The 22,557-nt window shown below is 66.3% G+C and carries 23 protein-coding genes; 14 read left to right on the top strand and 9 right to left on the bottom strand.

Going from position 1 to position 22,557, the window contains the following annotated elements:
• Positions 1–80: 80 nt before the first annotated feature.
• The 9 genes from AC1VNX_RS06635 to AC1VNX_RS06595 all read right to left on the bottom strand — a co-directional run bounded on the left by AC1VNX_RS06635 (position 81) and on the right by AC1VNX_RS06595 (position 9,228).
• The gene (locus AC1VNX_RS06635; protein ID WP_483155991.1) at positions 81–1,112 is read right to left on the bottom strand and encodes a branched-chain amino acid ABC transporter permease; all 1,032 of its coding nucleotides are present in this window, start codon (positions 1,110–1,112) and stop codon (positions 81–83) included.
• A 5-nt stretch (positions 1,113–1,117) separates the two neighbouring features.
• Positions 1,118–1,981 carry a branched-chain amino acid ABC transporter permease gene (locus AC1VNX_RS06630; RefSeq protein WP_483155990.1) on the bottom strand — a complete coding sequence of 288 codons (864 nt, stop codon included), beginning with the start codon at positions 1,979–1,981 and terminating at the stop codon, positions 1,118–1,120.
• Positions 1,974–2,693 (bottom strand): ABC transporter ATP-binding protein, encoded by a 720-nt coding sequence (locus AC1VNX_RS06625; RefSeq protein WP_483155989.1) that lies wholly within the window; start codon positions 2,691–2,693, stop codon positions 1,974–1,976. Before AC1VNX_RS06625 ends, AC1VNX_RS06630 begins: the two co-directional genes overlap by 8 nt.
• On the bottom strand, positions 2,690–3,409 hold the full coding sequence (locus tag AC1VNX_RS06620) for an ABC transporter ATP-binding protein (protein WP_007836227.1): 720 nt from the start codon (positions 3,407–3,409) through the stop codon (positions 2,690–2,692). Before AC1VNX_RS06620 ends, AC1VNX_RS06625 begins: the two co-directional genes overlap by 4 nt.
• A gap of 13 nt (positions 3,410–3,422) precedes the next feature.
• Positions 3,423–4,676, bottom strand: coding sequence for an ABC transporter substrate-binding protein (locus AC1VNX_RS06615; RefSeq protein WP_483155988.1), 1,254 nt, complete (start codon positions 4,674–4,676; stop codon positions 3,423–3,425).
• A gap of 43 nt (positions 4,677–4,719) precedes the next feature.
• Complete coding sequence (locus AC1VNX_RS06610) at positions 4,720–6,183, bottom strand: aldehyde dehydrogenase family protein (RefSeq protein WP_483161893.1); 1,464 nt, start codon at positions 6,181–6,183, stop codon at positions 4,720–4,722.
• A 157-nt stretch (positions 6,184–6,340) separates the two neighbouring features.
• Positions 6,341–7,348, bottom strand: a complete 1,008-nt coding sequence (locus AC1VNX_RS06605; RefSeq protein WP_483155987.1) for a hydroxyquinol 1,2-dioxygenase — start codon at positions 7,346–7,348, stop codon at positions 6,341–6,343.
• Between the two features lie 139 nt (positions 7,349–7,487).
• Positions 7,488–8,012 carry a cupin domain-containing protein gene (locus AC1VNX_RS06600; RefSeq protein ID WP_483155986.1) on the bottom strand — a complete coding sequence of 175 codons (525 nt, stop codon included), beginning with the start codon at positions 8,010–8,012 and terminating at the stop codon, positions 7,488–7,490.
• Positions 8,013–8,265: 253 nt separating this feature from the next.
• Positions 8,266–9,228 carry a LysR family transcriptional regulator gene (locus AC1VNX_RS06595; protein WP_483155985.1) on the bottom strand — a complete coding sequence of 321 codons (963 nt, stop codon included), beginning with the start codon at positions 9,226–9,228 and terminating at the stop codon, positions 8,266–8,268.
• Between the two features lie 158 nt (positions 9,229–9,386).
• On the opposite strand from AC1VNX_RS06595, the gene AC1VNX_RS06590 reads away from it, so the two are divergent.
• The 14 genes from AC1VNX_RS06590 to AC1VNX_RS06525 all read left to right on the top strand — a co-directional run bounded on the left by AC1VNX_RS06590 (position 9,387) and on the right by AC1VNX_RS06525 (position 22,454).
• Complete coding sequence (locus AC1VNX_RS06590) at positions 9,387–10,490, top strand: L,D-transpeptidase Cds6 family protein (RefSeq protein WP_483155984.1); 1,104 nt, start codon at positions 9,387–9,389, stop codon at positions 10,488–10,490.
• Entirely contained in the window at positions 10,457–11,995 is a 1,539-nt protein-coding gene (locus AC1VNX_RS06585) for a L,D-transpeptidase family protein (protein ID WP_483155983.1), read from the top strand. Before AC1VNX_RS06590 ends, AC1VNX_RS06585 begins: the two co-directional genes overlap by 34 nt.
• A gap of 423 nt (positions 11,996–12,418) precedes the next feature.
• Positions 12,419–12,607 carry a Flp family type IVb pilin gene (locus AC1VNX_RS06580; RefSeq protein ID WP_483155982.1) on the top strand — a complete coding sequence of 63 codons (189 nt, stop codon included), beginning with the start codon at positions 12,419–12,421 and terminating at the stop codon, positions 12,605–12,607.
• Positions 12,607–13,125, top strand: coding sequence for an A24 family peptidase (locus AC1VNX_RS06575; protein WP_483161892.1), 519 nt, complete (start codon positions 12,607–12,609; stop codon positions 13,123–13,125). Before AC1VNX_RS06580 ends, AC1VNX_RS06575 begins: the two co-directional genes overlap by 1 nt.
• An 81-nt stretch (positions 13,126–13,206) precedes the next feature.
• Positions 13,207–14,202: a Flp pilus assembly protein CpaB gene (gene cpaB / locus AC1VNX_RS06570; RefSeq protein ID WP_483155981.1), complete on the top strand. Its 996-nt coding sequence runs from the start codon at positions 13,207–13,209 to the stop codon at positions 14,200–14,202.
• Positions 14,203–14,348: 146 nt separating this feature from the next.
• On the top strand, positions 14,349–15,638 hold the full coding sequence (locus tag AC1VNX_RS06565; RefSeq protein WP_483161891.1) for a type II and III secretion system protein family protein: 1,290 nt from the start codon (positions 14,349–14,351) through the stop codon (positions 15,636–15,638).
• Positions 15,639–15,684: 46 nt separating this feature from the next.
• Complete coding sequence (locus tag AC1VNX_RS06560) at positions 15,685–16,971, top strand: CpaE/TadZ family protein (RefSeq protein ID WP_483155980.1); 1,287 nt, start codon at positions 15,685–15,687, stop codon at positions 16,969–16,971.
• Between the two features lie 4 nt (positions 16,972–16,975).
• A complete protein-coding gene (locus AC1VNX_RS06555) occupies positions 16,976–18,298 on the top strand; it encodes a TadA family conjugal transfer-associated ATPase (protein WP_483155979.1) in 1,323 nt (440 codons plus the stop codon).
• Positions 18,291–19,286, top strand: a complete 996-nt coding sequence (locus AC1VNX_RS06550) for a type II secretion system F family protein (RefSeq protein WP_483155978.1) — start codon at positions 18,291–18,293, stop codon at positions 19,284–19,286. Before AC1VNX_RS06555 ends, AC1VNX_RS06550 begins: the two co-directional genes overlap by 8 nt.
• The gene (locus AC1VNX_RS06545; RefSeq protein ID WP_483155977.1) at positions 19,283–20,248 is read left to right on the top strand and encodes a type II secretion system F family protein; all 966 of its coding nucleotides are present in this window, start codon (positions 19,283–19,285) and stop codon (positions 20,246–20,248) included. Before AC1VNX_RS06550 ends, AC1VNX_RS06545 begins: the two co-directional genes overlap by 4 nt.
• Entirely contained in the window at positions 20,245–21,204 is a 960-nt protein-coding gene (locus AC1VNX_RS06540) for a tetratricopeptide repeat protein (RefSeq protein ID WP_483155976.1), read from the top strand. The genes AC1VNX_RS06545 and AC1VNX_RS06540 overlap by 4 nt, the downstream gene beginning before the upstream one ends.
• The gene (locus AC1VNX_RS06535; RefSeq protein ID WP_483155975.1) at positions 21,201–21,656 is read left to right on the top strand and encodes a DUF3613 domain-containing protein; all 456 of its coding nucleotides are present in this window, start codon (positions 21,201–21,203) and stop codon (positions 21,654–21,656) included. Before AC1VNX_RS06540 ends, AC1VNX_RS06535 begins: the two co-directional genes overlap by 4 nt.
• Positions 21,657–21,693: 37 nt before the next feature.
• Positions 21,694–22,182, top strand: coding sequence for a TadE/TadG family type IV pilus assembly protein (locus AC1VNX_RS06530; protein WP_483155974.1), 489 nt, complete (start codon positions 21,694–21,696; stop codon positions 22,180–22,182).
• Positions 22,179–22,454: a TadE/TadG family type IV pilus assembly protein gene (locus AC1VNX_RS06525; RefSeq protein ID WP_483155973.1), complete on the top strand. Its 276-nt coding sequence runs from the start codon at positions 22,179–22,181 to the stop codon at positions 22,452–22,454. The genes AC1VNX_RS06530 and AC1VNX_RS06525 overlap by 4 nt, the downstream gene beginning before the upstream one ends.
• The last annotated feature ends 103 nt before the right edge of the window (positions 22,455–22,557 follow it).

Genomic DNA, 22,557 nt, shown 5'->3' with positions numbered 1-22,557 from the left:
GACTGGAAACGATGATTACATGGTGTTTACAAGACGTTACATGACGACGATGCTTTTCGCAAGCTCGAAGTGGCTTCCCGTCAGGGTCTATCGCGTAGGAAAGTATTAGCGTCAGGCGCTATGCGAAGCAGTTTCCGCTGCGTTGGAAACAGCGACCAGCCCCAGCGCTGCTGCGCATATCCCCACAGCCCCTGCTTGAAGAACAGCGTGACGAGGATCGCCAGCAGCCCCAGCCCCAGCAGGTACCAGGTGCCGTAGTCGCTCAGGAACTTGTTCAGCGCCCAGAAGATGAGCGCCCCCACCAGCGGCCCCTCGATGCGCCCGATGCCGCCGATGACCACCATGAAGATGGCGAAGGCCGTCCAGTTGACGCTGAAGGCCGCATCGGGGCTGATGCGCAGGTTGCCCACGAAGTACAGCGCCCCCGCGAGCCCCGCGCCGAAGGCCGCGACCACGTACACCGCGAGCTTCATGCGCGCCACCGGAATGCCCTGCGACTCGGCCGCCACCTCGTTGTCGCGTATCGCCAGCAGCGCCAGCCCGCGCTTGCTGCGCAGGAACAAATACACCAGCGCCACCGCCGCGACCACGCAGGCCAGCGCCATCCAGTAGGTGGTGCTCTCACGTGTCGCCTTGTCGATGCCGCGCAGCGCGGTCAGCGTGGTGCCCGAGCCGCCGCCCACCGCCGACACATTGGCGAAGCTCAGTCGGAACACCTCCGCGATGACCCAGGTGCCGATGGCGAAGTAGCCGCCCGAGAGCCTGAACGCGACGAAGGACACCGGTATCGCCACCAGCCCCGCCGCCAGCGCACCCAGCGGTATCGCCACGAACGGGTTGAGGCCCGCGAAGTTGCCGAGCATCAGCATCACATAGCCGCCGAAGCCGAAGAAGGCCTGCTGCCCGATGCTCACCATGCCGCCGTAGCCGGCGAGCAGGTTCCACATCATCGCGAAGATGAAGTAGCAGGCGATCTCGACGAACTCGCGCATCCAGCTCGACTCGCCCCAGAACGGCAGGCTGGCCGCAAGCAGCACGATGGCGACGGCGGCCACGAGCGCCGCGCGGCTCGCGGCCGTCGCGCGTTCGACCGCAACGATGGGAGGGGGCATGTTCGTCATCCGCGTGTCTTTGGAAAGAGTCCCTGCGGCCGCAGCACCAGCACCACCAGGAAAACGATGTGCCCGAACCAGATGCCCCAGCCTGGGTCCAGCCTGAAGCCGATCTGCTGCGTGATGCCGAGGATCATCGCGCCGGCCAGCGTGCCCCAGAAGGAGCCCATGCCGCCGATGATCACGGCCTCGAAGGCGAAAAGCAGCAGCAGTGGCCCGTCCGAGGGCGACACCGTGGTGCGCATGCCCTGCAGCGCACCGGCGATGGCGATGAGCACGAAGGCAATGGCTGTCGCGAGCGCGTAGACCTTCTTCGCGCTCAGCCCCATGAGCTCTGCGATCTCGCGGTCGTCCGACACGGCGCGGAACGACCGCCCCAGCGCCGTGTGCGCGAAGAGCCACTGCAGCGCGCCAGTCGCCACCAGCGCGACGGCCAGCACCACCAGGGGCAGCACGCCCAGCGACATCGCATCGCCCAGCGCGATGCCCTGCGTGCTGAGCCCGCCCGTCTCGATGGCGCGCGGGTCGGCCGAGAACAGTTCGAGCAGCAGGTTCTGGATCACGATCGACAGGCCGAAGGTGACGACCAGCGAGGGCAGCGGATCTTTTCCGAGCGTGCCGTTGAGTACGTAGCGCTGCAGCACATAGCCGAAGCCGAAGGCCACCGGCAGCACCGCGAGCGCCACCAGCCATGGCGCCTCGCCGCCCGTCAGCGAAACGCCCGCGATGACCGCGAAGGCGCCGAGGATGATGAAGTCGCCTTGCGCCGTGTTGGTGAGCCGCATCACGCCGAACATCAGCGACTGCCCCAGCGCGAACAGCGTGTAGAGGCCGCCGAGCAGCACGCCCTGGACGAGGGTCTCAAGCATGGGCCGCCTCCGCGATGCCGAAGTAGGCCTGCGAGATCTGCTCGCGCGTGAGGTCGGCGGAACGGCCTTCGAGCGACACGCGCCCTTCCTGGAAGCAGTAGATGCGCTTCGACACCTGCCGCGCCATGGTCACATCCTGCTCGACGATGACGACGGTCATGCCCTCCGCGGTGATGGCCGGCATCGCTGCATAGATCTCGCGGATGACGATGGGCGCAAGCCCCAGAGAGAGCTCGTCGCACAGCAGCACCTCGGGGTTGCTCATGAGTGCGCGGCCGAGCGCGACCATCTGCTGCTGACCGCCCGAAAGCGAAGTGCCCGGCTGGTTGCGCTTCTCCGCGAGGATGGGAAAGAGCCCATACAGCCGCTGCAGGCTCCACGGTCCCTTTCGCGCCGGCGTGGCGCCCATGAGCAGGTTCTCTTCCACGCTGAGACTCGGAAAAAGCCTGCGGCCTTCGGGAACCATCGCGAGCCCGCGGCGCACGATGTCGCCGGGCGGCAGGCCGCCGATGGGTTCGCCCTTGAAGCGGATCGCGTCGTGGGGCGCACGCACGAGGCCCGTGAGGCTCTTCAGGAAGGTCGACTTGCCCGCGCCGTTGGCGCCGATGATGGCCACCAGCTCGCCGCCCTCGAGCGAGAAGTCGATGCCGAATAGGGCCTGCGCGTCGCCATAGAAGGCCTTCAGCGCGCGGGTGTCGAGCAGCGCGCTCATGCCTCCATTCCCATGTACACGCGCCGCACTTCGGGGTCGTTCATGACCGCGTGCGGCGGGCCTTCGGCGAGCTTCTGTCCGAAGTTGATGACGAACAGGCGGTCCGCCAGCGAGAGCAGCGCATGCACGACGTGCTCGATCCAGATCATCGTCACCCCGCGCGCCTTGATGCGCTTGAGCTCGCCGACCAGCACCGCGGCTTCCGGCTCCGTGAGCCCACCCGCGATCTCGTCGAGCAGCAGCAGTTGCGGCCGCGTCGCCAGCGCGCGTGCCAGCTCCAGCCGCTTGCGGTCGAGCAGGGTCAGTCCGCCCGCCGGCTTGTTCGCATGCGCCATCAGTCCCGTCTGTTCCAGCACCTCGTGCGCGGTGCTCCAGGCCTCGCGCTCTGTCTGCTGTCCGCCGAAGCATGCGGCGGTCACGAGGTTCTCGAACACGCTCATGTTGCCGAAGGGCTGCGGCACCTGGTAGCTGCGGCCAATGCCGGCATGGCAGCGCTGGTGCGGCTTCAGCCGAGTCACGTCGCGTCCGGCGTACTCCACGCGCCCCGCATCCACGCGCACGTCGCCCGAGATCAGGTTGAACAGCGTGGTCTTGCCCGCGCCGTTCGGCCCGAGGATGCCCAGTGTCTCGCCCTCGGTCACCGCGAGCGTGATGTCGTCGGTGACCTTGAGCGCGCCATAGGACTTGCTCACGGCATGCAATGCCAGCAGCGTCATGGCGTTCCCGGGTTCAGAGCAGCCGCAGTTTGCCGCCGGCAGGAATGCTGGTCGCCGCCTCGTTGTTCACAATGGTCAGTTCCACCTTGTACTTGCTGCCCTTGCCCCACTGGCCGAGCACCAGCGGAGTCTTGCTGACATTCTTGAACGGCCCCTGCCCGCCCCACTTCACCGGGCCGACCACCGAGTTGATCGAGGTCGACGCCACCGCATCGCGCACATCCGATGCCTTCAGCGACTTCGCACGGCCCAGCGCATTCGCCGCCACTTCGAACAGCGCGTGCGCAAAGCCGATAGGCTGCGTCCACTGCTTCTTCGTGCCGGCCTCGTAGGCCTCGGCCAGCGCCTTCGCGCTCTGCTGTGTGAGGCTCGATGTGAACGGATGCGAAGGGCTCCACCACACCTCGGTCGAGAGGCCGTCGCCCAGGTCGCCCAGCGCCTCGATGGCGCCGGGGAACAGCAGCGCCTTGCCCAGCGTGATGACCTTGGGCTTGAAGCCCTGCTGCCGCGCCTGCGTGAGGAAGGTCTTGGCGTCGGGCGGGATCACCACGCCCGTGACGATCTCGACGCCCGCGCTCTTGAAGGCCGAGATCTGCGCGCTGAAGTCCTGCGTGCCGTTCTGGAAGCGCCCCGGGTCGGTGAGCGTGAAGCCCATCTGCGACAGCGGCTTGGGAAAGCCCAGTTCCTTGTCGCCCCAGGCGTTGCCGTCGCCGTCGTTCGGGAAAAGGCCGCCCACTTTCTTGTTGGTAGCCAGCGTCTTCCAGCCGTTGGTGAAGTTGGCGATGACGTCCTCCAGGCCCCAGAACATGTGATACGTCCAGTTGAAGCCTTTCGCCGGGTCGCCTTTGCGGCCGAAGAACCACGGCTGCCACGGCACCACGCTGGAGATGCAGGGCACCTCGTTGAGCTCGCAGGCATCGCTCACCGGGTTGGCGGTCTCGGGCGTGCCTGCGGTGAGCACCAGCGCCACCTTGTCCTTCAGGATCAGGTCGTTCGCCACCTCGCCCGCGCGGTTGGGGTTCGACTGGCTGTCCTTCAGAACGATCTGCACCGCGTATTTCTTTCCGCCGACCGTGATGCCGTCCTTGAAGGCGGCCTTCATCTGGTCGATGACCCACTTGTCGGCCTCGCCGAAGGGCGCGAGCGGCCCGGTCTGCGGCGACACATAGCCGATCTTCAGCGTGTCGGCCGCGAACACCAGTGGCGTTGCGCCCGAGGCCACCAGCACGGCCGTGGCCTGCGTGAACTGTCTGCGATTGAATGTCATGGTTGTCTCCGTCTCTTGTGTTTTTGTGCCGCCCGGTCAGGGGTCAGCGCGCGAAGTGCGGCGGTATCTGCGCGTCGACGTTCACCCACACGCTCTTGACCTGCGTGTATTCGCGCATCGCATCGAACCCCATCTCGCGGCCGTAGCCGCTCTGGCCTACGCCTCCGAAGGGCGAGCCGGGGTTCACGCGCTTGTAGCTGTTGATCCAGACCATGCCGGCGTGCAGGTCGCGCGCGACCTTGTGGGCGCGCTGCAGGTCGCGGGTCCACAGGCCGCTGCCGAGGCCGTAGTCGGTGCCGTTGGCGATCTGCATCGCCTCTTCGTCGTTCTTGAAGGTGAGCACGGTGACGAACGGGCCGAACACCTCTTCCTGCGCGACACGGTCCTTGTACGAGCGGGCACGCATCACTGTGGGCTCGACGTAGCAGCCCTTGGCCAGATCGCCGCCTGGCGACTTGCCGCCCGCGAGCAATTCGCCGCCCTCGCCTTGCGCCACTTCCACATAGCTCAGCACGCGCTCGCGATGCTGCGCGCTGGTGAGTGGGCCCATCTCCGTCGCCTCGTCGAGCGGGTTGCCGAGACGGATCGACTTCGCAAGCGGAATGAACTTCTCGAGGAAGGCATCGGCGATCTTCTCGTGCAGCATCAGCCGCGAGCCCGCAATGCAGGCCTGCCCCTGGTTGTGGAAGATGGCCCACGCGCTCCCGTTGACTGCGGCCTGCAGGTTCGCGTCTTCGTACACGATGTTCGGCCCCTTGCCGCCGAGTTCGAGCTGCACCTTCTTCAGGTTGCCCGCGCTGGCCTGCACGATGCGCCGGCCCGTGGTGGTGCTGCCGGTGAACGCGATCTTGGCGATCTCCGGATGCTCGGCGATGTACTGGCCCGCCACGCTGCCAAGCCCCGGCAGCATGTTGACCACGCCTGGCGGCAGGCCGGCCTCGGCCATCAACTCGGCGATGCGCAGGGAACTCAGCGGCGTGATCTCCGCCGGCTTCATCACGATGCAGTTGCCGGCCGCGAGCGCGGGCGCCATCTTCCAGCTGGTGAACATCAGCGGAAAGTTCCACGGCACCACCTGGCCGACGATGCCGACAGGCTCGCGCAGCGTGTAGTTGACAAAGCCCTCTTCCACCGGAATGGTCTCGCCCTGGAACTTGTCGGCCATGCCGCCGAAGTAGCGGAAGCACGCTGCCGTGCGCGGCACGTCGAGCCGGCGCGAATCGCGGATCGGGTGGCCGGTGTCGAGCGATTCGAGCCGCGCGAGTTCTTCAGCGTTGGCCTCGATGAGGTCTGCGAGCTTCAGCAGGATGCGGCCTCGGTCGGCGGCGGCCATGCGGCTCCACTTGGGAAAGGCGCGCTTCGCCGCGGCGACGGCCTTGTCGACGTCGGCCTTGCCGGCCAGCGCGACCTGGGCGATGGGCGTGTTGTCGTGCGGGTTCAGCGTGGCGAGGGTCTCGCCGGATTCGGCGTCGACGAAGCGGCCGTCGATGAAGAGCTGGTGACGGATGGGCGAGCGCAGGCCCGCCGCGGCGGCGATGTCAATGGACGTCATGTCTTTGCATTCCTCCCTCTCCCCTTGGGGAGAGGGTTGGGGTGAGGGGGCATTCAGGGCGCGGCGGCGACCCTCACCCCAGCCCTCTCCCGCTCGCGGGAGAGGGGGCCATTCAGAACTGCACCGGGATCTCGGGCGACTCGCCCTTCTGTATCTCGTACACCAGGCTCGGCGAGCCGTTCTCCCACACCAGCAGCATCGAGCGCTTCGGGCTGAAACCCTGGTGGCGGCAGTAGGCGGGCATGGCGGCCATGTCGCCGGCCTTCATGATCACGCGGGCCATGGGCTTGCCGGTGTTCTTGTCGCCGCAGTCCCAGTGGATCTCGTCGGTCATCTGGAAGAACCACTCGACGCGGTCGTTGCCGTGGATGATCGGCAGGATGTGCTCCTCGGTGGTCGGGCACATGTAGCTGTGCTTCACCACCGAGGTGAAGCTCGGGTTCCAGGTGACCTGCGAGCGGCTCAGGAAGCCGAAGAGATTGAAGGCGTGCACCTCGTTCTCGAAGCCGGGCTCGGGGTGCAGCTCGGGCTGGCCCTGCGGCACGTCGGCAAAGGCGCGGTTGACCGGCGCGCCGCGCTCGTCGCTGCGCAGGTCGAGGTCGCCCTTCAGGCCCACGCAGCGCTTGGCGAGCTCGCGCGCCCTGGTGATCTTGGCGGTGTTGTTGCCGTTCTTGCGGCCGTAGGGCGAGCCGGTTTCCTGCGGCGCAGCGAAGGGGTCGAAGCTCTCGTTGGTCCAGTCGTCGAGCATGGCCTCGAAGGTGGCGCGGATCTCCGCGGTCGGGAAGTTCTCCAGCAGGTCGATGCCCGCTTCCTTCATGGTGCCGTTGAAGCTGCCTGCGTACAGGTCGACCGACTCGTAGTGGTTGACGGTGCCGAACACGTCGTCGAAGTTGACCCAGCCGTAGAAGAAGCCCCAGGCCACGTCGCGCATCAGCGCGCGCAGGTAGCTGCCGGCGTCCATGGTGTGGCTCATGGGACGGCCGTCGCGGGTCTTCCAGCCGATGTGCACGAAGTATTCGTCGCGGCGGAAGCTGAAGCTGCCGAGCGAGAAGTCCTTGTAGCCGAGCGTGGCGTCGGGCTGCGACGCGATCACCTTGGCGAGTTCTGCGGGTGCGTTCATGGTGTTTTCCTTGTCTGGTCTGAATATGTGGCCTGCATCCTTCGTGGAACACCGCGGAACCGGCTTTGCCGGGCCGCAGGTGTTGCCCCCGGTAGGGGGTTGGCGTAGCGACACGAAGTGCGCGAAGCCTGGGGGCGAGTCAATGTGCTTGGCAGATGTCGGCCCACTTCTCTACGGAGAGATCGCCCTTGCAGCTCTGCAGCACGATCACGCCCGGTTCGCCGGCATTGCGGAACTGGTAGGCGGTGTTCTTCGGCAGCAGCCCCTGGTGGCCGCGCGAGAGCTTCATCCAGCCCATCTTCTTGCCCTTGGGCTCGCCCTTGACGAGCACGGCGCCGTTCTTTTCCTTGTCGGCCACCGTCTGGCCGTCGTCGAGCTGCACGAGATGCACTTCGACGTCGCCGTCCATCACCAGCGCGAACTCATCGTGCGCGCAGGTGTACCAGGGCGATGTGCCTTCGGCGCGAAGCGTCTCCAGCACGTAGATCTGGTTCTGCCCGAACACGACCTTCTCGTAGGGTTTGCTGAGGCTCGCGATCTCGAAGCAGTTGGAAAAGGCGTAGTGGCGCACGTCGTCGTCGATGGGCTCGACGTGGCCCTTCTCGAAGTGCTTGAGCGACCCGAAGCGGGTTTTGTAGGCGGCGGTGGAATTGGCGGCGGTCATGGCTTGTCTCCTTGGATGAGCGAACTTTAGGAGCCATGCGGCGGCACCGGTAGGGATCAGTTTGGAAGAGGATTATTCGGAGCTTCCGAATAATCGCTGGGGTTTACCCCCTGTCGGACCTGCGCTCGGAAGCAACCCACAGGCTCGTTCGCAGGATGCCGCGGAACCGGCTTCGCCGGGCCGCAGGCGTCGCCCCCGGCGAGGGGGTTGGCGCAGCGACACGAAGTGCGCGAAGCCTGGGGGAGTACCTATGTCATCCGCTGGTGCGGCTGAACTCGATGAGCTCCGACGGGATCAAGCCGCGCTCTATCAACGTCGCATCCCAGGGCGGCACGCGGGTGAAACGGGTGGCGATGTGCTCGATGAAAAGCCGCAGCTTCAGCGCATTGCGCGAGGTGCCCGCGTACACCGCGCTCAGCGAGAACGACGACAACTGGTGGTCGGCCAGCACCACGCTGAGTTCGCCGCGCGCGATGGCGTCGCCCGCCACCAGCGTGGGCAGGCAGACGATGCCCGCATGCTCCAGCGCATATTCGCGCAGCAGGTGCACGCTGTTGGTCAGCAGCGCGGCGTTCAGGTAGATGGTGGTCTGCTCGCCGTCGTGATGAAAGGTCCAGCGATCGCGCGTGGGGTAGCCCGAGTAGAGGCCCAGCTTGTGGCGGTGCAGCTCGCGCGGCGTGGCCGGCGTGCCGTGCGCCTTCAGGTACGCCGGCGTGGCGCACAGCACCCGCCGCACCGGAAAGAGCGGCCTGGCCACCAGCTCCTGCGAGGCCGCGGGAAAGATCTGCAGCGCGCAATCGACGCCCGCCTTCACCGGATCGGCCACCGCGTCGCTCACGATCAGCTCCAGGTGGATGTCGGGATAGGTCGACTGGAACTCGCGCAGCAGCGAGGCGAAACGCCCCAGCACCATGCCGGTCAGCGCATGCACGCGCAGCGTGCCCGAGGGCGTGCCACGCGCCTCGCGCATCTGGTCGACGATGCTGTCGGCGCGGGCCACCAGCTCGGTGCAGTCGCGCAGGAAGGCCTGGCCCATGTCGCTGAGCCGCACCACGCGCGTGCTGCGATGGAAGAGCGGCGCGCCGAGGAACTCCTCGAGCTGCTTGACCCGCGTGGTGACGACCGAATTGGCTACGCGCAGCTGCCGCGCGGCTTCGGCGAAGCTCTGCGTCTGCGCGACACGAACGAAAGTTTCAATACTTTGGAGGCGGTCCACGGCGGCACTGTACTGCGGGGCCGGCCGGATCGGGGCGCCGGGGGACGTTGCGGGCAAGCCAAAAGGCCGCGAAAGCCCCGTCATCCCTGTATCGGGGGGTTACCCGCCCCACTTACAATCCCTGCCGCATCACCCACCCCTACGAGGTCTTGTCCGCAATGCCCAAGAGCCCCAGGCCACGCGCCCGTTTCAGCTTCTCCCCCACCGTGCGCGCCCTGCTCCTGGCCGCGGCTACCTGTGGCGCCGTCCTTCCGGCGCTGGCCGCTATCGAGCATGAAGAAGTCGACAAGCTCATGCAGGCCGGCAAGCTCGACGAGGCCATGGTGAAAGCCGAAGCCTTCCTGAAGGACAAGCCGCGCGATCCGCAGATGCGCTTCCTCAAGGGCGTGATCCAGCTCGACACCGGCAAGCGCAACGAAGCCATCGCCGCCTTCACGCAGCTGACGCTCGACGCGCCCGAACTGCCCGAGCCGTACAACAACCTCGCGGTGATCTACGCGAGCCAGAACCAGTTCGACAAGGCCCGCGCCGCGCTCGAAAGCGCGATCCGCACCAACCCCAGCTACGCCACCGCCCAGGAGAACCTCGGCGACGTGTACGCGCGGCTCGCGAGCCAGGCCTACAGCAAGGCGCTGCAGCTCGACCAGAACAACACGGCCGTGCAACCCAAGCTGGCGGTGATCCGCACGCTCTTCACGCCGACGCCGCCCGGCGCCAAGCCGACGGCGCTGATCGCCGCCGCGCCCCCGCCGGCTCCGGCCCCGGTTGCCAAGGCAGCACCTGCGCCGGCCCCGGCACCTGCCGCTCCGCCGCCGCCCGTCAAGGTCGCCGCCGCTCCCGCACCGGTGGCCGCCGCGCCCAAGGCGCCCGAGGCTGCACCGGCTCCCGCGCCCGCCCCGGCACCCGCAGCGGCCAACACCGCAGCCAACGCCGAAGTCGAATCGGCCGTGCGCGCATGGGCCTCGGCCTGGGCCAGCCAGGACATGGACCGCTACCTCGCGGCCTACGGCTCCGAGTTCACGCCCGCCGGCGGCCAGAGCCGCAAAAACTGGGAAGAAGACCGCCGTGCGCGCATCGTCGGCAAGTCGAGCATCAGCGTGAACATCGAGAACCTCGCGATCAAGGTCGATGGCCAGAACGCGACGGCCAAGTTCCGCCAGATCTACCGCGCGGACAACCTCAACGTTTCGAGCCGCAAGACGCTGGAGATGCAGCGCTCCGGCAATCAATGGCACATTCGCAAGGAAAGCGTCGGCGGCTAGTGGCAGACATCGTCCGGCAGGGCCGGCTCCAGAATCCCCCGTTCCGCCTGCGTGGCGGGCAGCAACTGCTCGCGGCGCTCGCGACCGCGTCCGTACTGATGCTCGCGGTGCCCGGCGCCGCGCTGGCGTCGAACGCCGCCGGCAAGGCTTCCAAGACAAGCAACAGCGCACACAAGGAAAAAGCCAGGGCAAAGGGCCCGGCAGCCAATGCACGCTCCACGGCGCGTACCGGCGCGGCCGGGCGCTCTTCCTCCGTTAAGGAAGCGAAGGAAGCCCGCGGCGCCAGGAGCAGGAAAACCGGCACCGCCGTTGCCGCGGCAGCAGCGACTTCGGCAACCGCCGCGACCGCCGCCAGGGCCACGCGCAAGCCCGCGCCAGCAGGCACCATCCAGGAAGCCAGCAACGCCGAAGCACGCCTGATCGCGGTCTATGAAATGTTCGGCCGCGGCCAGAGCCGACCCGCGCTGGCCAAGGCACGCGACCTGGTACGCGACTACCCGAATTTCCAGCTCGCACAGCTGGTCTACGGCGATCTGCTCGCCGCGCAGCTTCCGCCTTCGAACGCCCTGCCCGACAGCGCCAGCATCGCGAAAATGCGCGGCAACCCAGCCATGGCCGAGCTGCACGAGGAGTCGAAGCGCCGCCTGCAGGCCCTGCGCGAACGCCCGCCGGCCAACACCGTGCCCTCGCAGTTCCTGGCGCTCTCGACCCGCAGCCGCTACGCCATCGCCGTCGACGCCTCGCGCTCGCGGCTGTACCTGTTCGAGAACTCGGACAAGGGCCTGAAGCTGACGGCCGACTACTACATCTCCGTCGGCAAGTCGGGCACCGACAAGGTCACCGAAGGCGATGCGCGCACGCCGCTGGGCGTGTACTACATCACCAGCAGCCTCGATCCGAAGTCGCTCAAGGACTTCTACGGCGCGGGCGCCCTGCCCATCAACTACCCCAACCCGTACGACGTTCGGCGCGGCAAGACCGGTGGCGGCATCTGGCTGCACGGCACCCCGCCACAGCAGTTCGCCCGGGCGCCGCTGGCGAGCGACGGCTGCGTGGTCATGGCAAACCCTGATCTCAAGCAGCTATTGCGAAAAGTGCAAATCGGCGCCACCCCGGTGGTCACCGCACGCAGCCTGCAATGGATCTCGCAACCGCAGGCAGAAAAAGAAGCACAGTCAATTACAAGTGCTATCACCGGCTGGAAAGATGCGCGAGCCAGTGGAAATGAAGCGCAATTGAAGAAATTCTATTTGCCCGATTTCCAGCGCAGCAGCAAAAAATCAAATGAGGGAATTTCAGTCGTCGACGACGAAGTGAAATACGCGCAGGGCAAGCGCGTCCAGCTCAAGGACATGTCGTACCTCCACTGGAAGGACGGCGACGACACCATGGTTGTCACCTTCGGCGAAGTGTTCGAAGGCGAGAAGAGCGGACGTTCCCGTCGCCAGTACTGGTTACGCCAGGGTACCGACTGGAAGCTCTTCCACGAAGAAATCCTGGGCTGAAGCCCGGCCCGAAACCCTCCCGTCGAAGGGGCGAACCCCTCAAACTCGTGACTTTTTGCGCACGAGTTGGGCCTTTTTTGAGCGTTACATCTGGGGCTCCAGACCCATGCTACGTAACACGTAACGCGTTTGTTCCCGTAACACACCCGTTCCGAGCGTTCCCCGCAGCGTTACGCCACATCCCCCCTTCATGGGAGGCGCCACGTGGCCTACAGAGGGAAAAATTCGTTTCTCAATCGTTAACCAGCTGACCAGGCCACTCCTGGCTCGGGCTGGCAGGAGGCTGGCCGCCATCCTGCTTTACCCCTTTCGGCTAGCACACTCTGACGAAAGTCTTGCGGGTTTGTCTTGTTGATACACGGAGTTACGCTGTATAACATCCACCTTGCAAGCCTTTGTTAACACTTCCTGAAAGGGGAAATCATGCTCAGCTCTATTACTCGTTTTTTGCGCGATGAAGAAGGTGCTACCGCAATTGAATATGGAATTATTGCGGGGATGATGGCTGTTCTTTTGGTCGCCGTATTTAGCCCCACCGGGACTCTCTATACAGCGATTTCAGGTGTGTTCAGCGGGATCGCGGGTGCCCTCGGCGACGCTACCCCGAAGTAATCAAGGCCTCGCCCCTGAAAGCCGAAATTGCGCTGCTGATCTGGCTACTTTCCATCGCCGCCTATGACTTCCGAAAGCGTCGAGTTCCCAACTGGCTTGTGCTGTCCGGGGCCATGCTGGCCTTGGCTGCGCTTGCCTTCGGCATGCAGCCATTCGGGAACTCCTGGTCCACAGCGCTCATTGGAAGCGCGGTCGGCTTTGGATTCCTGCTGCTGTTCTACGTCGTCGGAATCATGGGAGCAGGCGACGTGAAGTTCGCGGGCGCCCTCGGGCTGTGGGTCGGCCTGCCGGCACTCATGCCTATCTGGATCGGCGCCAGTCTGTTGGCCGGTGTACACGGTGTGCTTTGGCTCGTCCTGAACCGCTGGCCCGTCCTGCCTCGACTTGCGCTGATGCTTTTGGGCGAACGCAAGCCGTTCGGCAAGAGCACTCCGCCGGGCCGGGTGCGCTTCATTCCTTACGCGGCGTATCTCGCACTGGCCACTGTGGCGTGGATGGTCTGGGGGCGACAGAGCTAGCAGCCGACTGCCTCTGTCATCGCAGGCCATTCATCCGCCGCTTTTCATGATTGCTTGCCCTCACTCTCCAGTCCGCCGCCCATGATCAATCTCACAAAAATCCTCGCAGCCGTCCTGGTGCTCCTTGCCATCGCACTCGGCGTCTATGCCTGGATGCTGAGCCGGCAGCCCGCGCCAATAACGAGCGCCGCCAACCCGGCGAACGCTCCCGTCAAGACACAGCAGGCCCCCACCTATCCGGTCGTGGTGGCATCCAAGTCACTGCCCGCAGGCCAGGCGATTCCCGCCGACGCGCTGCGCGTGGAGCGGCTGACGATCAACCCGACCGGAGCCTTCCAGGACGTGACCGTCGCCACAGGCCGTGTCCCTGTGCTCGACCTCGCCGAAGGCACGCCGGTGATGGAAAACCAGCTGGTCTCCGGTCTCGCGCTGCGCATCAACGAGGGCGAGCGCGCCGTGGCGGTCAAGGCCGACGAGGTCATGGGCGTGGGCAACAAAATCCAGCCCGGCGACTTCGTGGACGTTTTCCTCATGCTCAAGTCGGACGGCAAGGACGTGGACCGCAGCCAGGCGCGCCTGCTGCTCGCACGCAAGCGCGTGCTGGCTTTCGGCAGCGCCTCCGTCGACGGGTTGCAGTCCAAGTCGCCGGACAAGGCAGCCGCACAGCAGGCCCAGCGCAACGAACAGGCCCGCACCGCCGTTCTCGCCGTGCCGGTCGACGAAGTGAACCGCCTGACCATCGGCGACGCCAGCGGCCGCCTGATGCTCGCCCTGCGCAACCCGACCGACATGTCGGAGCCCGATCCGAAGCTCTTCGCCGAGCTGCCTACCGCCCTGCAGCCTTCCGTTCCCAAGGCGGGCGAGCCGCGCCGCGCACCTCTCGAAGGACTCGACCGCGCCCAGGCCGGCCTGACCGCCGCAGACCTCGTCACCGGCGGCAAGGGCCCCGGTGTCCGACCGCAAGCCATCGAAGTGCGTGCCGCCGCCAACGGTGCGCCGCGCGCGGCTGGTCCCGCGCGAAGCGGGCTTCAGGTCGAAGTCATTCGCGGTGAGCGCAGCGAAACCGTGAACTACTAAGAAGCAGCACGCAGCACGCCGACATCCGACATCCAGGAAAACAACACATGCACACCACGCCTCGCGAGCAGTCGACACGTGCCGCTCGCAGCCTCATGAACATCTCGTCGCGGCTGCTGCGCCCGTCCCTGATCGCCCTGTGCACGATGACACAGGCCGCCTGGCCATTGACATCGGCAGCCGCCGACGCCCAGCCGGCGCGCGCACAAGCGCAGCGCCCCATCGTGCTGAGCGCAGGCACGCAGCAGGAACTGGTGATCGACAAGGGCATCGACCGCATGGCCATCGGCGACGAGGCGGTGGCCGGCGTCACCATCACGCGCAAGACGCAGAACTCGCCGGCGGCACGATTGATCGTGACCGGCAAGGCCGCGGGGCGCACCTCGCTGATGGTGTGGGAAAAGGGCAGCTCGGCGGCCACCAGCTACGTCATCGAGGTGCGGCGGCGCACGGCCACGCTGGGCGGATCGATGGACAGCATGACAGCCCACCAGCAGGCGCGCGACACCGCATTGGCCAGTGCGGCCGACAAGACCGATCTGGTCGACCGCTCGGTCGTAAACGTGCGCAGCAGCACCGTTCAGGTCGAAGTGAAGGTCGTGGAATTCAACCGCAGCGTGCTCAAGCAGGCAGGCCTGAACATCTTCAGCACACGACCCAACTCGAGCGGGTTCAGCTTCGGTGTGTTCTCGCCCTCCTCGCTGGCGTCCGCAACCTTCGCCCCCAACGGACAGATCAGCGGCGAGTACAACAACCCGCTGGCACAGGCCTTCAGCCTTCTCTTCAACTTCAGCAAGGCCGGCATCGGCATGAACGTCGGCTTCCTGGAAGGCAACGGCATGGCGCGCGTGCTGGCCGAGCCCACACTGGTGGCGCTGTCGGGCCAGAGCGCGAGCTTCCTTGCCGGCGGCGAACTGCCGATCCCGGTGCCGCAGGGCCTGGGCACCACCAGCATCGAGTACAAGCCTTTCGGCATCGGCCTCACGCTCACCCCGACCGTGCTGTCTAACGAACGCATCGTGCTCAAGGTGGCTCCGGAAGCCAGCGACCTCGACTACACCAACTCGCTGAGCCTCAATGGCGTGGCAGTACCCGCCATCACCACCCGCCGAGCCGACACCACGGTGGAGCTGGGCGATGGCGAGAGCTTCATCATCGGCGGCCTCGTGAGCCGCACCACCACATCGAACGCCGACAAGGTGCCGCTGCTCGGAGACCTGCCGATCATCGGAACCTTCTTCAGCAAGAACAACTACCAGATGAAGGAGAAGGAACTGGTGATCCTGGTCACTCCGCACCTGGTCAAGCCCATCGCGCGCGGCACCGACCTGACGCCGTACCTGCCCGGCACCGCCGAGCAGCGCGATGGCGCGGTGTGGCGCTCGTACTTCCTGGGCGGCGCGATCGACACGCCCGTGCCCGGCTTCTCCCGCTGAGCGACCCGATATCAATGACCCGGAACATGCATCGCAGGCTGGCACCATGAACGCACCACGCGACAGCATCCCAGAGACAGGCAGCGAGACCTATCTGTTCGCATCGAGCAACGGCGGCCACATCACCTGGCTGACCGACGCACTCGGCACCCTCGGCTCGGTGGTAGTACTGCCGCCGGACACGAAGTCGATCGACGAGCGCATCGCCCTGCTGGGGCCGGTGGCGGTCTTCATCGACTTCTCGCCCGACCAGGGCGCCACCGCCAGCCAGCTCCACCAACGCCTCAAGCGCGACTGGCCGACGCTGCCGGTGCTGGCCACCGGCGTGTCGGCCGAGCCCGCCGCCATGCTTTCGGCCCTGCGCGCGGGCGTGGACGACTTCATCGACATGGCCGCGCCGCCCACCGACGCGGTGGTCACGCTGCGCACCCTGCTCGAGCGGCGCAGCACGCTGCAGGGCGGCACGCGCGGCAGCACGCTCGCCCTGCTGGGCGCGCGCGCCGGCCTCGGCGTGACCACGCTGGCCACCAGCCTGTCTCTTACGCTGAACGACCAGCTCTCGCAGGCGCCGCAGCGCCCGCCGGGCCGCAGCAGCTCGCGACACGGCGTGGCCCTGCTCGACCTGGGCCTGCCCGCGCGCGACGGCCTGCTCTACCTCGACACGCAAAGCGGCTTCAGCTTCGTGGACGGCGTGCGCAACCTGCGCCGGCTCGACCAGACGCTGCTGCACACCGCGCTCGCGCACCACACCAGCGGCGTGGCCATCCTGCCGCTGCCCGCGAGCCTGGCGCAGGTGCGCGAGATCTCGCATGCCGACTCGGTCTCGCTGATCAAGCGCCTGGCCGACTTCTTCGATTTCCAGATCGCCGACCTCGGCGGCTTCTCGACCATCGACTTCATGGCCCAGACCGTGCGCGAGGCACAGCAGGCCTGGGTGGTGTGCGACCAGAGCATCGGCGGCATCGTGTCCACGGCCAACATGCTCAAGGAGCTGCGCGCGCGCGGCGTCGAGACCGAGCGCCTGTCGCTGGTGGTGAACAAGTTCGACAGCCACGTCGGCCTGTCGGCCAAGGACATCGCCGAGCGGCTCGAGCTGCCGCTGCGGCACGTGCTGCCTTCGCGCAGCGCCCAGCTGCTCGCGGCCGCCAGCCGCGGCGAGATGCTGGTGCGCACCGCGCGCAACGACCCCTATGCGCAGGCCGTGACGGGACTCGCCCGCAGCCTGCACCAGGAATACATGTCTGCCTCGGGCCAGCCACCGGCCAAGGATCCACGCTGGGTTGCGCTCATGTCGCAGGTCACCGGCTTCTGGAAGAGTTCACACGAAGGTTGAGCCCATGTCCACCGATATCGAATTCGCCGACGACGACCAGGCGTTCATCAACTCCCAGCAGTTCCAGGACATCAAGAGCTGGACGCACGACCACCTGCTCAGCCGCATCGAGGAGCTCGGCGCCGAGTTCGGCCGCTGGTCGCGCGCGTCGATCCAGCAGTTCGTCGAACTGGAGGTCGACAGCTTCGTGCGCCTGCGCCGCGTGCCGATCAACGACCGCGAGATGCAGCTCATCTCCGACGCGCTCACCAAGGAGCTCGCCGGCTTCGGGCCGCTGGAAGACCTGCTCAACGACCCGGCCGTGGAAGACATTTTGATCAACGGCTACCAGAACGTGTACGTGTCGCGCCATGGCGTGCTGGAGCGCGAGACGGTGCGCTTCGCCGATTCCGAGCACGTGATGCGCATCGTGCGGCGCATCCTGGCGCCGCTGGGCCGCCGGCTCGACGAGTCGAACCCGATGGTCGACGCGCGCCTGCCCGACGGCGGGCGCATCAACGTGATCATCGAGCCGCTGGCCATCGACGGCCTGTCGGTGTCGATCCGCAAGTTCCGCAAGGAGCCGCTCACGCCGGCCGACCTGGTGAAGCTGGGCACCTTCGACGCGGGCATGGCGCAGCTGCTGGAGATCGCGGTGCGCGCGCGCTGCAACGTCCTCGTGAGCGGAGGCACCAGCTCGGGCAAGACCTCGCTGCTCAACGCGCTCGCCAGCTTCATTCCCGCGCGCGAGCGCGTGATCACCATCGAAGACACGGCCGAACTCTCGCTCGGCACCAGCCATGTGGTGCGGCTCGAAAGCCGCCCCGGCGGCTTCGACGGCCAGGGCGTGGTGTCGATCCGCGACCTGCTGCGCAACAGCCTGCGCATGAGGCCCGACCGCATCATCGTGGGCGAGGTGCGCGGCGCCGAAGTCATCGAGATGATGCAGGCCATGAACACCGGCCACGAAGGCTCGATGGGCACCATCCACGCGAGCTCGCCGCGCGAATGCCTCTACCGCCTGGAGATGCTCGCGGGCTTCGCCGGCTACCAGGGCAGCGAAGTGAGCCTGCGCCGGCAGATCGCCAACGCCATCGACTTCATCGTGCAGATCGGGCGGCTGTCGAACGGGCAGCGCCGCATCATCTCGCTGAGCGAGGTCACGGGCGTCAATGACAACGTGGTGGCGATGCAGGAGCTGTACCGCTACGAGCCGATCGTCTCGCCAGACGGCGAGGAGCGCGACCGCTGGGTGTCGCTGGGCATCGCGCCGCACTCGCCGAAGATCACGCGCTTCCGCCAGTCGCTGCAGCGCGCGTCGCAGCAGGGAGGAGACCACCGTGCGTGAAGCCCTGCTCGTGGTGGCCTGCATCGCGCTGCTGCTGGCGGCCGCGGGGCTGCTGCTGTGGCAATGGGCAAGGAACAGGCAGGGGCGGCTGGCGACGGAGCGGCATCTGAATCAGCAGATCCTGGCCAGCGCCGCTGCCGCCGACGCCGCGCCAATACCAATGCCCCTGCGGGACCTGCCGAGCGATGGACTGATGTCGGGCCTGACCACGGACCCGTGGCTGAACAGCAACGCAGATGCTGCCACCGCCCCACCAGGCCTGCTGGAACGCGCCCTGCCCGACTGGCTGACGGGCGTGATCGATCCGCGTGCAACCGCCCTGGCGCTGGCTGGCATCGCGGCGCTTTTCGCGCTGACCGGCGCATTCGCTGGCTGGCTCGCGGCTCTGGGTGTGCTGCTCCTTCTCGCTCTCATCGCCGTCTTCGCGATCTGGCTACGGCTGCAGAGTTTCCGGCGCAAGCTCGTAGGCCAACTCCCCGCCTACATCGACTCGATGGTGCGCCTCATCACCATCGGCAACTCCACGCAGGCGGCATTCCAGCTGGCAATCGCGACCACACAGGCGCCGCTGCGCGGCCATCTGGAACGTTCCGCATCGCTGGTGCGTGCCGGCATGGACCTGGACCGCGCACTGCACCAGACCGCCGCCAACGTACGCGTGGAAGAGATGTACCTGCTGGCTTCCATCCTGGGCCTGGGCGTGCGCTACGGTGGCCGTGCCGACCTGCTGCTGGAACGTGTCAGCAATTTCATGCGCGACCGCGAACAGGCCGAGCAGGAGTTGATCGCAATGTCTTCGGAGACACGACTCTCCGCCTGGATCCTCGGGCTGCTGCCGGTGGGCGTAGGTGCATTCCTCATCTTCAGCAATCCCGGCTACTTCATGGGCATGTGGAACGACGGTACCGGCCGCATACTGATCTTTTCCTCGGTAGGCCTTCAGTTGGTAGGCGCGGCGCTTCTCTATCGATTGGCGAGGCTGGCATGACATTCACGCCGAATCAACTGGCCATCGCCAGCCTTGTCCTGCTCGCCGTGGGCCTGATGATCGGCGCTGGTGCGCTGATCGCCGCCGAGCTGCGACGTGCGCGCAGCGGGCAGGTGATCGGCCGCGCGATCCGCCAGGGCGCGGTGCTGCCCGAGGTATCGAAGTCCGTAGCGGACTCTGCATTGCAGACGGATGAACCCGTGCCATCGGATATCGAACTGCCGTTCCACTGGCTCGATTCGCGATTGGGCCGGGCGCTGGTGGCGGACGAGGACCGGAACCTCATCGACCAGTGCGGTCTGCCTTCGAAGCGCGCGCAGCTGATCTTCCTGGTCACCCGCGTGCTGCTCGCATTGCTGCTGCCACTGATCGCCTATGTGGTATGGAGCGGCGGGCATGCGCAGCGCACGGTCATCGTTGTGCTGACCGCCGCGTTCGTCATCGGCTTCATGGCGCCCAAGTGGGTGCTTGGCCATTTCGCTGCTGCCCGGCGCGAACGCGCGGCACAGGAGCTTCCACTTTTCATCGACCTGCTGCGGCTGTTGCAGGGCGTAGGGCTGAGCCTGGACCAGAGCCTACAGATCATGGCCACCGATTTCTCGCACGTGCTGCACGTGCTCGGCTACGAGCTTTCGCTGGCCAACAACCAGTACAGCCGCGGCCGCACCCGCGAACATTCGCTGCACCGCCTCGCGACGCTGCACAAGAACGAAAACCTCCGGGGCCTCGTCTCGCTCCTGGTACAGGTCGACCGGCATGGCGGCGCGGTACAGGAGCCGCTGCGTATCTTCAGCGACCGGCTGCGCGAGCATCGCCGCTCGGAAATGAAGGAACGCATCGGAAAGATCACCGTGAAGATGACCGGTGTCATGGTCACCACGCTGCTGCCGGCGCTGGTCATCGTCACCGCCGGACCCGGCTTCATCGCGATAGTCCGTTCACTGGGAGCGATCAGCAAATGAACACCCTCGACTTTTGCATGCGCCCGCGTGACGCCATCCGCCTGCTGGCCTGTGCAGCCACGGTGCTAGCCGTCACCGGATGCGGCGCACTCAAGGACCAATACGCCGCCAGCGTCGATGCACAGCAGCGTGCGGCGGCGGATGCCGCGGCGGACACCAAGGCCGGGGCCGCGATCGATACCAAGACCACTTACCTCAAGCTCGTCGAGCAGATGCAGAAGGAAGGCCTGTGGTTCGCATCTCTGGCGCACATCGACGCCCTCGAACAACGCTGGGGCGTTTCGCCAGAATCCACGCGTATGCGCGCCGACGCGCTGAGGCAGACGGGGCAGGCCGCCTTGAGCGAGCAGACCTACAAGCGCCTCATCGGCACTCCGCTCGAAAGTGCCGGTTATCGCGGCCTGGGTCTGCTGGCAGGCGCGCGCGGCAGCTTCGCCGAGGCCGTACAGCTGCTGAAGCAGGCCCAGCGCCTGACACCTACTGACGCCGCCCTGCTCAGCGACCTCGGCTATGCCAGCCTGCGCACGGGGCAGATCGCCGACGCCCGGCTGCCGCTGATGCAAGCGCTTCAGTTGCGCCCCGACAGCGCACAGGCCCAATCCAATCTGGCGCTGTATCTCGAAATCACAGACCAGAGCGAACAGGCGAACAAGCTGATGGAAGCCAATCGCATGTCTCCCGCAGCCCGCGCGGCGGTACGCGATGCGGCGCAGCAGCTCCGCGCGGGTGGCGTTGTCCTCCCTGCAGCCTCCAGCTCACTGCCGCCGTCCGTTGCCGCCATGCGCCCGCTTCCGGACACGGTCTCGCGCGAAGAGCAAGCGCAGCAGCCACTGATGCTCAAGGCTTCCCGCTGGTCCGACAACGGCGGCATTCGCACGGCCAGCCAGCTCAACCCCGCCACGGCGGATGTCACGACTTCACCGTCGCCGAATTCAAGTTCACGAGGCACACCATGACGAAAAAAAAATCCATTGCCCGTATCTCGGTGCTGTCCACGTTCGGCCTGGCGGCCACGCTGCTGATGCCTGCAACCACCGCGTTCGCGCAGCAGCCGCCGCAACCGCTCACCGCCCCCGTTGCGAAGGCGCAGGATCCCGCCGCATCTGTTGGGAACACGACTGAGCCCTTCGCGACGCCTGCACCACAGCAGCAGGGCCAGGAAGAGGCGAGTGAGGCCAGAGAGTTCGACTACGAACCGCTGCGGGTGGGCGACGCCACGCAAAGTCTGCTCGCCTGGCAGCGCGGCGGTGAGATTTCGTCCACCACGCCGCGGACCATCGCGGGCAACGTCGCGAACCGCAGCTACGAACGCTACCTGAAGAGCTTCGAGTTCCCGATTCCCGAGCGCATGACTTCCATCGTCAGGCAGTCCTCGAGCAACAGCGGTGGCGGTGCGATACCGAAGTAGTCATCGCACCGCAAACGGCACCACCTCGGGCTTCACGATGATGGCCTCACGCTTTTGCACCCACACAGGCGCGCATGCCCAGCGCGGTGTGTACGCGGTCGAGTTCGCCATGGTGTTCTTGATCTTCTTCGCACTGCTCTACGGAAGCATCAGCTATGGCATCCTCTTCGCGCTGCGCATGGGCCTGCAGAACGCGGCGGAAGATGGTGCGCGCGCAGCATTGCGCTACCAGCCCGACTTTCCCACGCGCGCCACGCAAGCCCAGGCGGTCGCTACCGCCCAGGCTGGTTGGTTGCCCGCCGCGGTGGCATTGGATGTCACAGCAACGGTATGCCAGGTCGCCAACAACAACTGCGCATCTTCTGTCCTCAGCACCTGCGGCGTCACATGGGGTACCCGTTGCCAGATGGTCGTCACGGTCACAGCCAGCAATATGAGGCAACTGCTCCCTCCCTTGCCGGCCGTCGCCATGCCCGATCGATTGATCGGACGCGCCACCATCCTGCTCGACGGGAGGACGCCGTGATTGTTCTGCGTCTTCATCGTCAGCGCGGCGTAGCTGCCATCGAGTTCGCGCTGATCTTCCTCGTGCTTTTTCTGGTCGTGTACGGGCTGGCAACTTTCGGAGCCGTGCTCTATACACAGCAAGCTGTTTCACGCTCCGCCGAGGATGGCGCTCGTGCCGTGGTCTTGCTGAATTCTCCCCCGCGATCAACGACTCGCGAATCCAGAGCGTCGTCTACGACTCGCTCGCCGGCTCGCTGGTCGTACCCGCCGCCTCGAATGCTTCCCTGCTAACCCGACGCGCCTGGATCGCCACCCAGGTGACTGTGGCCATCACACCTACAGGAACCAACCCCAACGCCAGCGTCGTTGTGACCGTGACCTATCCGTACAGTGC

It is taken from the genome of Variovorax sp. TLI9-5A (assembly GCF_056867935.1).
The sequence above is the reverse complement of the archived record's forward strand: the minus strand, read 5'-3'. Positions and strand labels throughout refer to the sequence as shown.

What these genes read in the sequence shown, in the direction of transcription:
- AC1VNX_RS06555 (WP_483155979.1), top strand. Translation starts at nt 16,976, where the DNA reads ATGTCCACCGATATCGAATTCGCCGACGACGACCAGGCGTTCATCAAC.
- AC1VNX_RS06585 (WP_483155983.1), top strand. Translation starts at nt 10,457, where the DNA reads ATGGCACATTCGCAAGGAAAGCGTCGGCGGCTAGTGGCAGACATCGTC.
- AC1VNX_RS06580 (WP_483155982.1), top strand. Translation starts at nt 12,419, where the DNA reads ATGCTCAGCTCTATTACTCGTTTTTTGCGCGATGAAGAAGGTGCTACC.
- AC1VNX_RS06615 (WP_483155988.1), bottom strand. Translation starts at nt 4,676, where the DNA reads ATGACATTCAATCGCAGACAGTTCACGCAGGCCACGGCCGTGCTGGTG.
- AC1VNX_RS06530 (WP_483155974.1), top strand. Translation starts at nt 21,694, where the DNA reads ATGATGGCCTCACGCTTTTGCACCCACACAGGCGCGCATGCCCAGCGC.
- AC1VNX_RS06560 (WP_483155980.1), top strand. Translation starts at nt 15,685, where the DNA reads ATGAACGCACCACGCGACAGCATCCCAGAGACAGGCAGCGAGACCTAT.
- AC1VNX_RS06545 (WP_483155977.1), top strand. Translation starts at nt 19,283, where the DNA reads ATGACATTCACGCCGAATCAACTGGCCATCGCCAGCCTTGTCCTGCTC.
- AC1VNX_RS06535 (WP_483155975.1), top strand. Translation starts at nt 21,201, where the DNA reads ATGACGAAAAAAAAATCCATTGCCCGTATCTCGGTGCTGTCCACGTTC.
- AC1VNX_RS06540 (WP_483155976.1), top strand. Translation starts at nt 20,245, where the DNA reads ATGAACACCCTCGACTTTTGCATGCGCCCGCGTGACGCCATCCGCCTG.
- AC1VNX_RS06565 (WP_483161891.1), top strand. Translation starts at nt 14,349, where the DNA reads ATGACACAGGCCGCCTGGCCATTGACATCGGCAGCCGCCGACGCCCAG.
- AC1VNX_RS06605 (WP_483155987.1), bottom strand. Translation starts at nt 7,348, where the DNA reads ATGAACGCACCCGCAGAACTCGCCAAGGTGATCGCGTCGCAGCCCGAC.
- AC1VNX_RS06600 (WP_483155986.1), bottom strand. Translation starts at nt 8,012, where the DNA reads ATGACCGCCGCCAATTCCACCGCCGCCTACAAAACCCGCTTCGGGTCG.
- AC1VNX_RS06620 (WP_007836227.1), bottom strand. Translation starts at nt 3,409, where the DNA reads ATGACGCTGCTGGCATTGCATGCCGTGAGCAAGTCCTATGGCGCGCTC.
- AC1VNX_RS06625 (WP_483155989.1), bottom strand. Translation starts at nt 2,693, where the DNA reads ATGAGCGCGCTGCTCGACACCCGCGCGCTGAAGGCCTTCTATGGCGAC.
- cpaB (WP_483155981.1), top strand. Translation starts at nt 13,207, where the DNA reads ATGATCAATCTCACAAAAATCCTCGCAGCCGTCCTGGTGCTCCTTGCC.
- AC1VNX_RS06635 (WP_483155991.1), bottom strand. Translation starts at nt 1,112, where the DNA reads ATGCCCCCTCCCATCGTTGCGGTCGAACGCGCGACGGCCGCGAGCCGC.
- AC1VNX_RS06590 (WP_483155984.1), top strand. Translation starts at nt 9,387, where the DNA reads ATGCCCAAGAGCCCCAGGCCACGCGCCCGTTTCAGCTTCTCCCCCACC.
- AC1VNX_RS06630 (WP_483155990.1), bottom strand. Translation starts at nt 1,981, where the DNA reads ATGCTTGAGACCCTCGTCCAGGGCGTGCTGCTCGGCGGCCTCTACACG.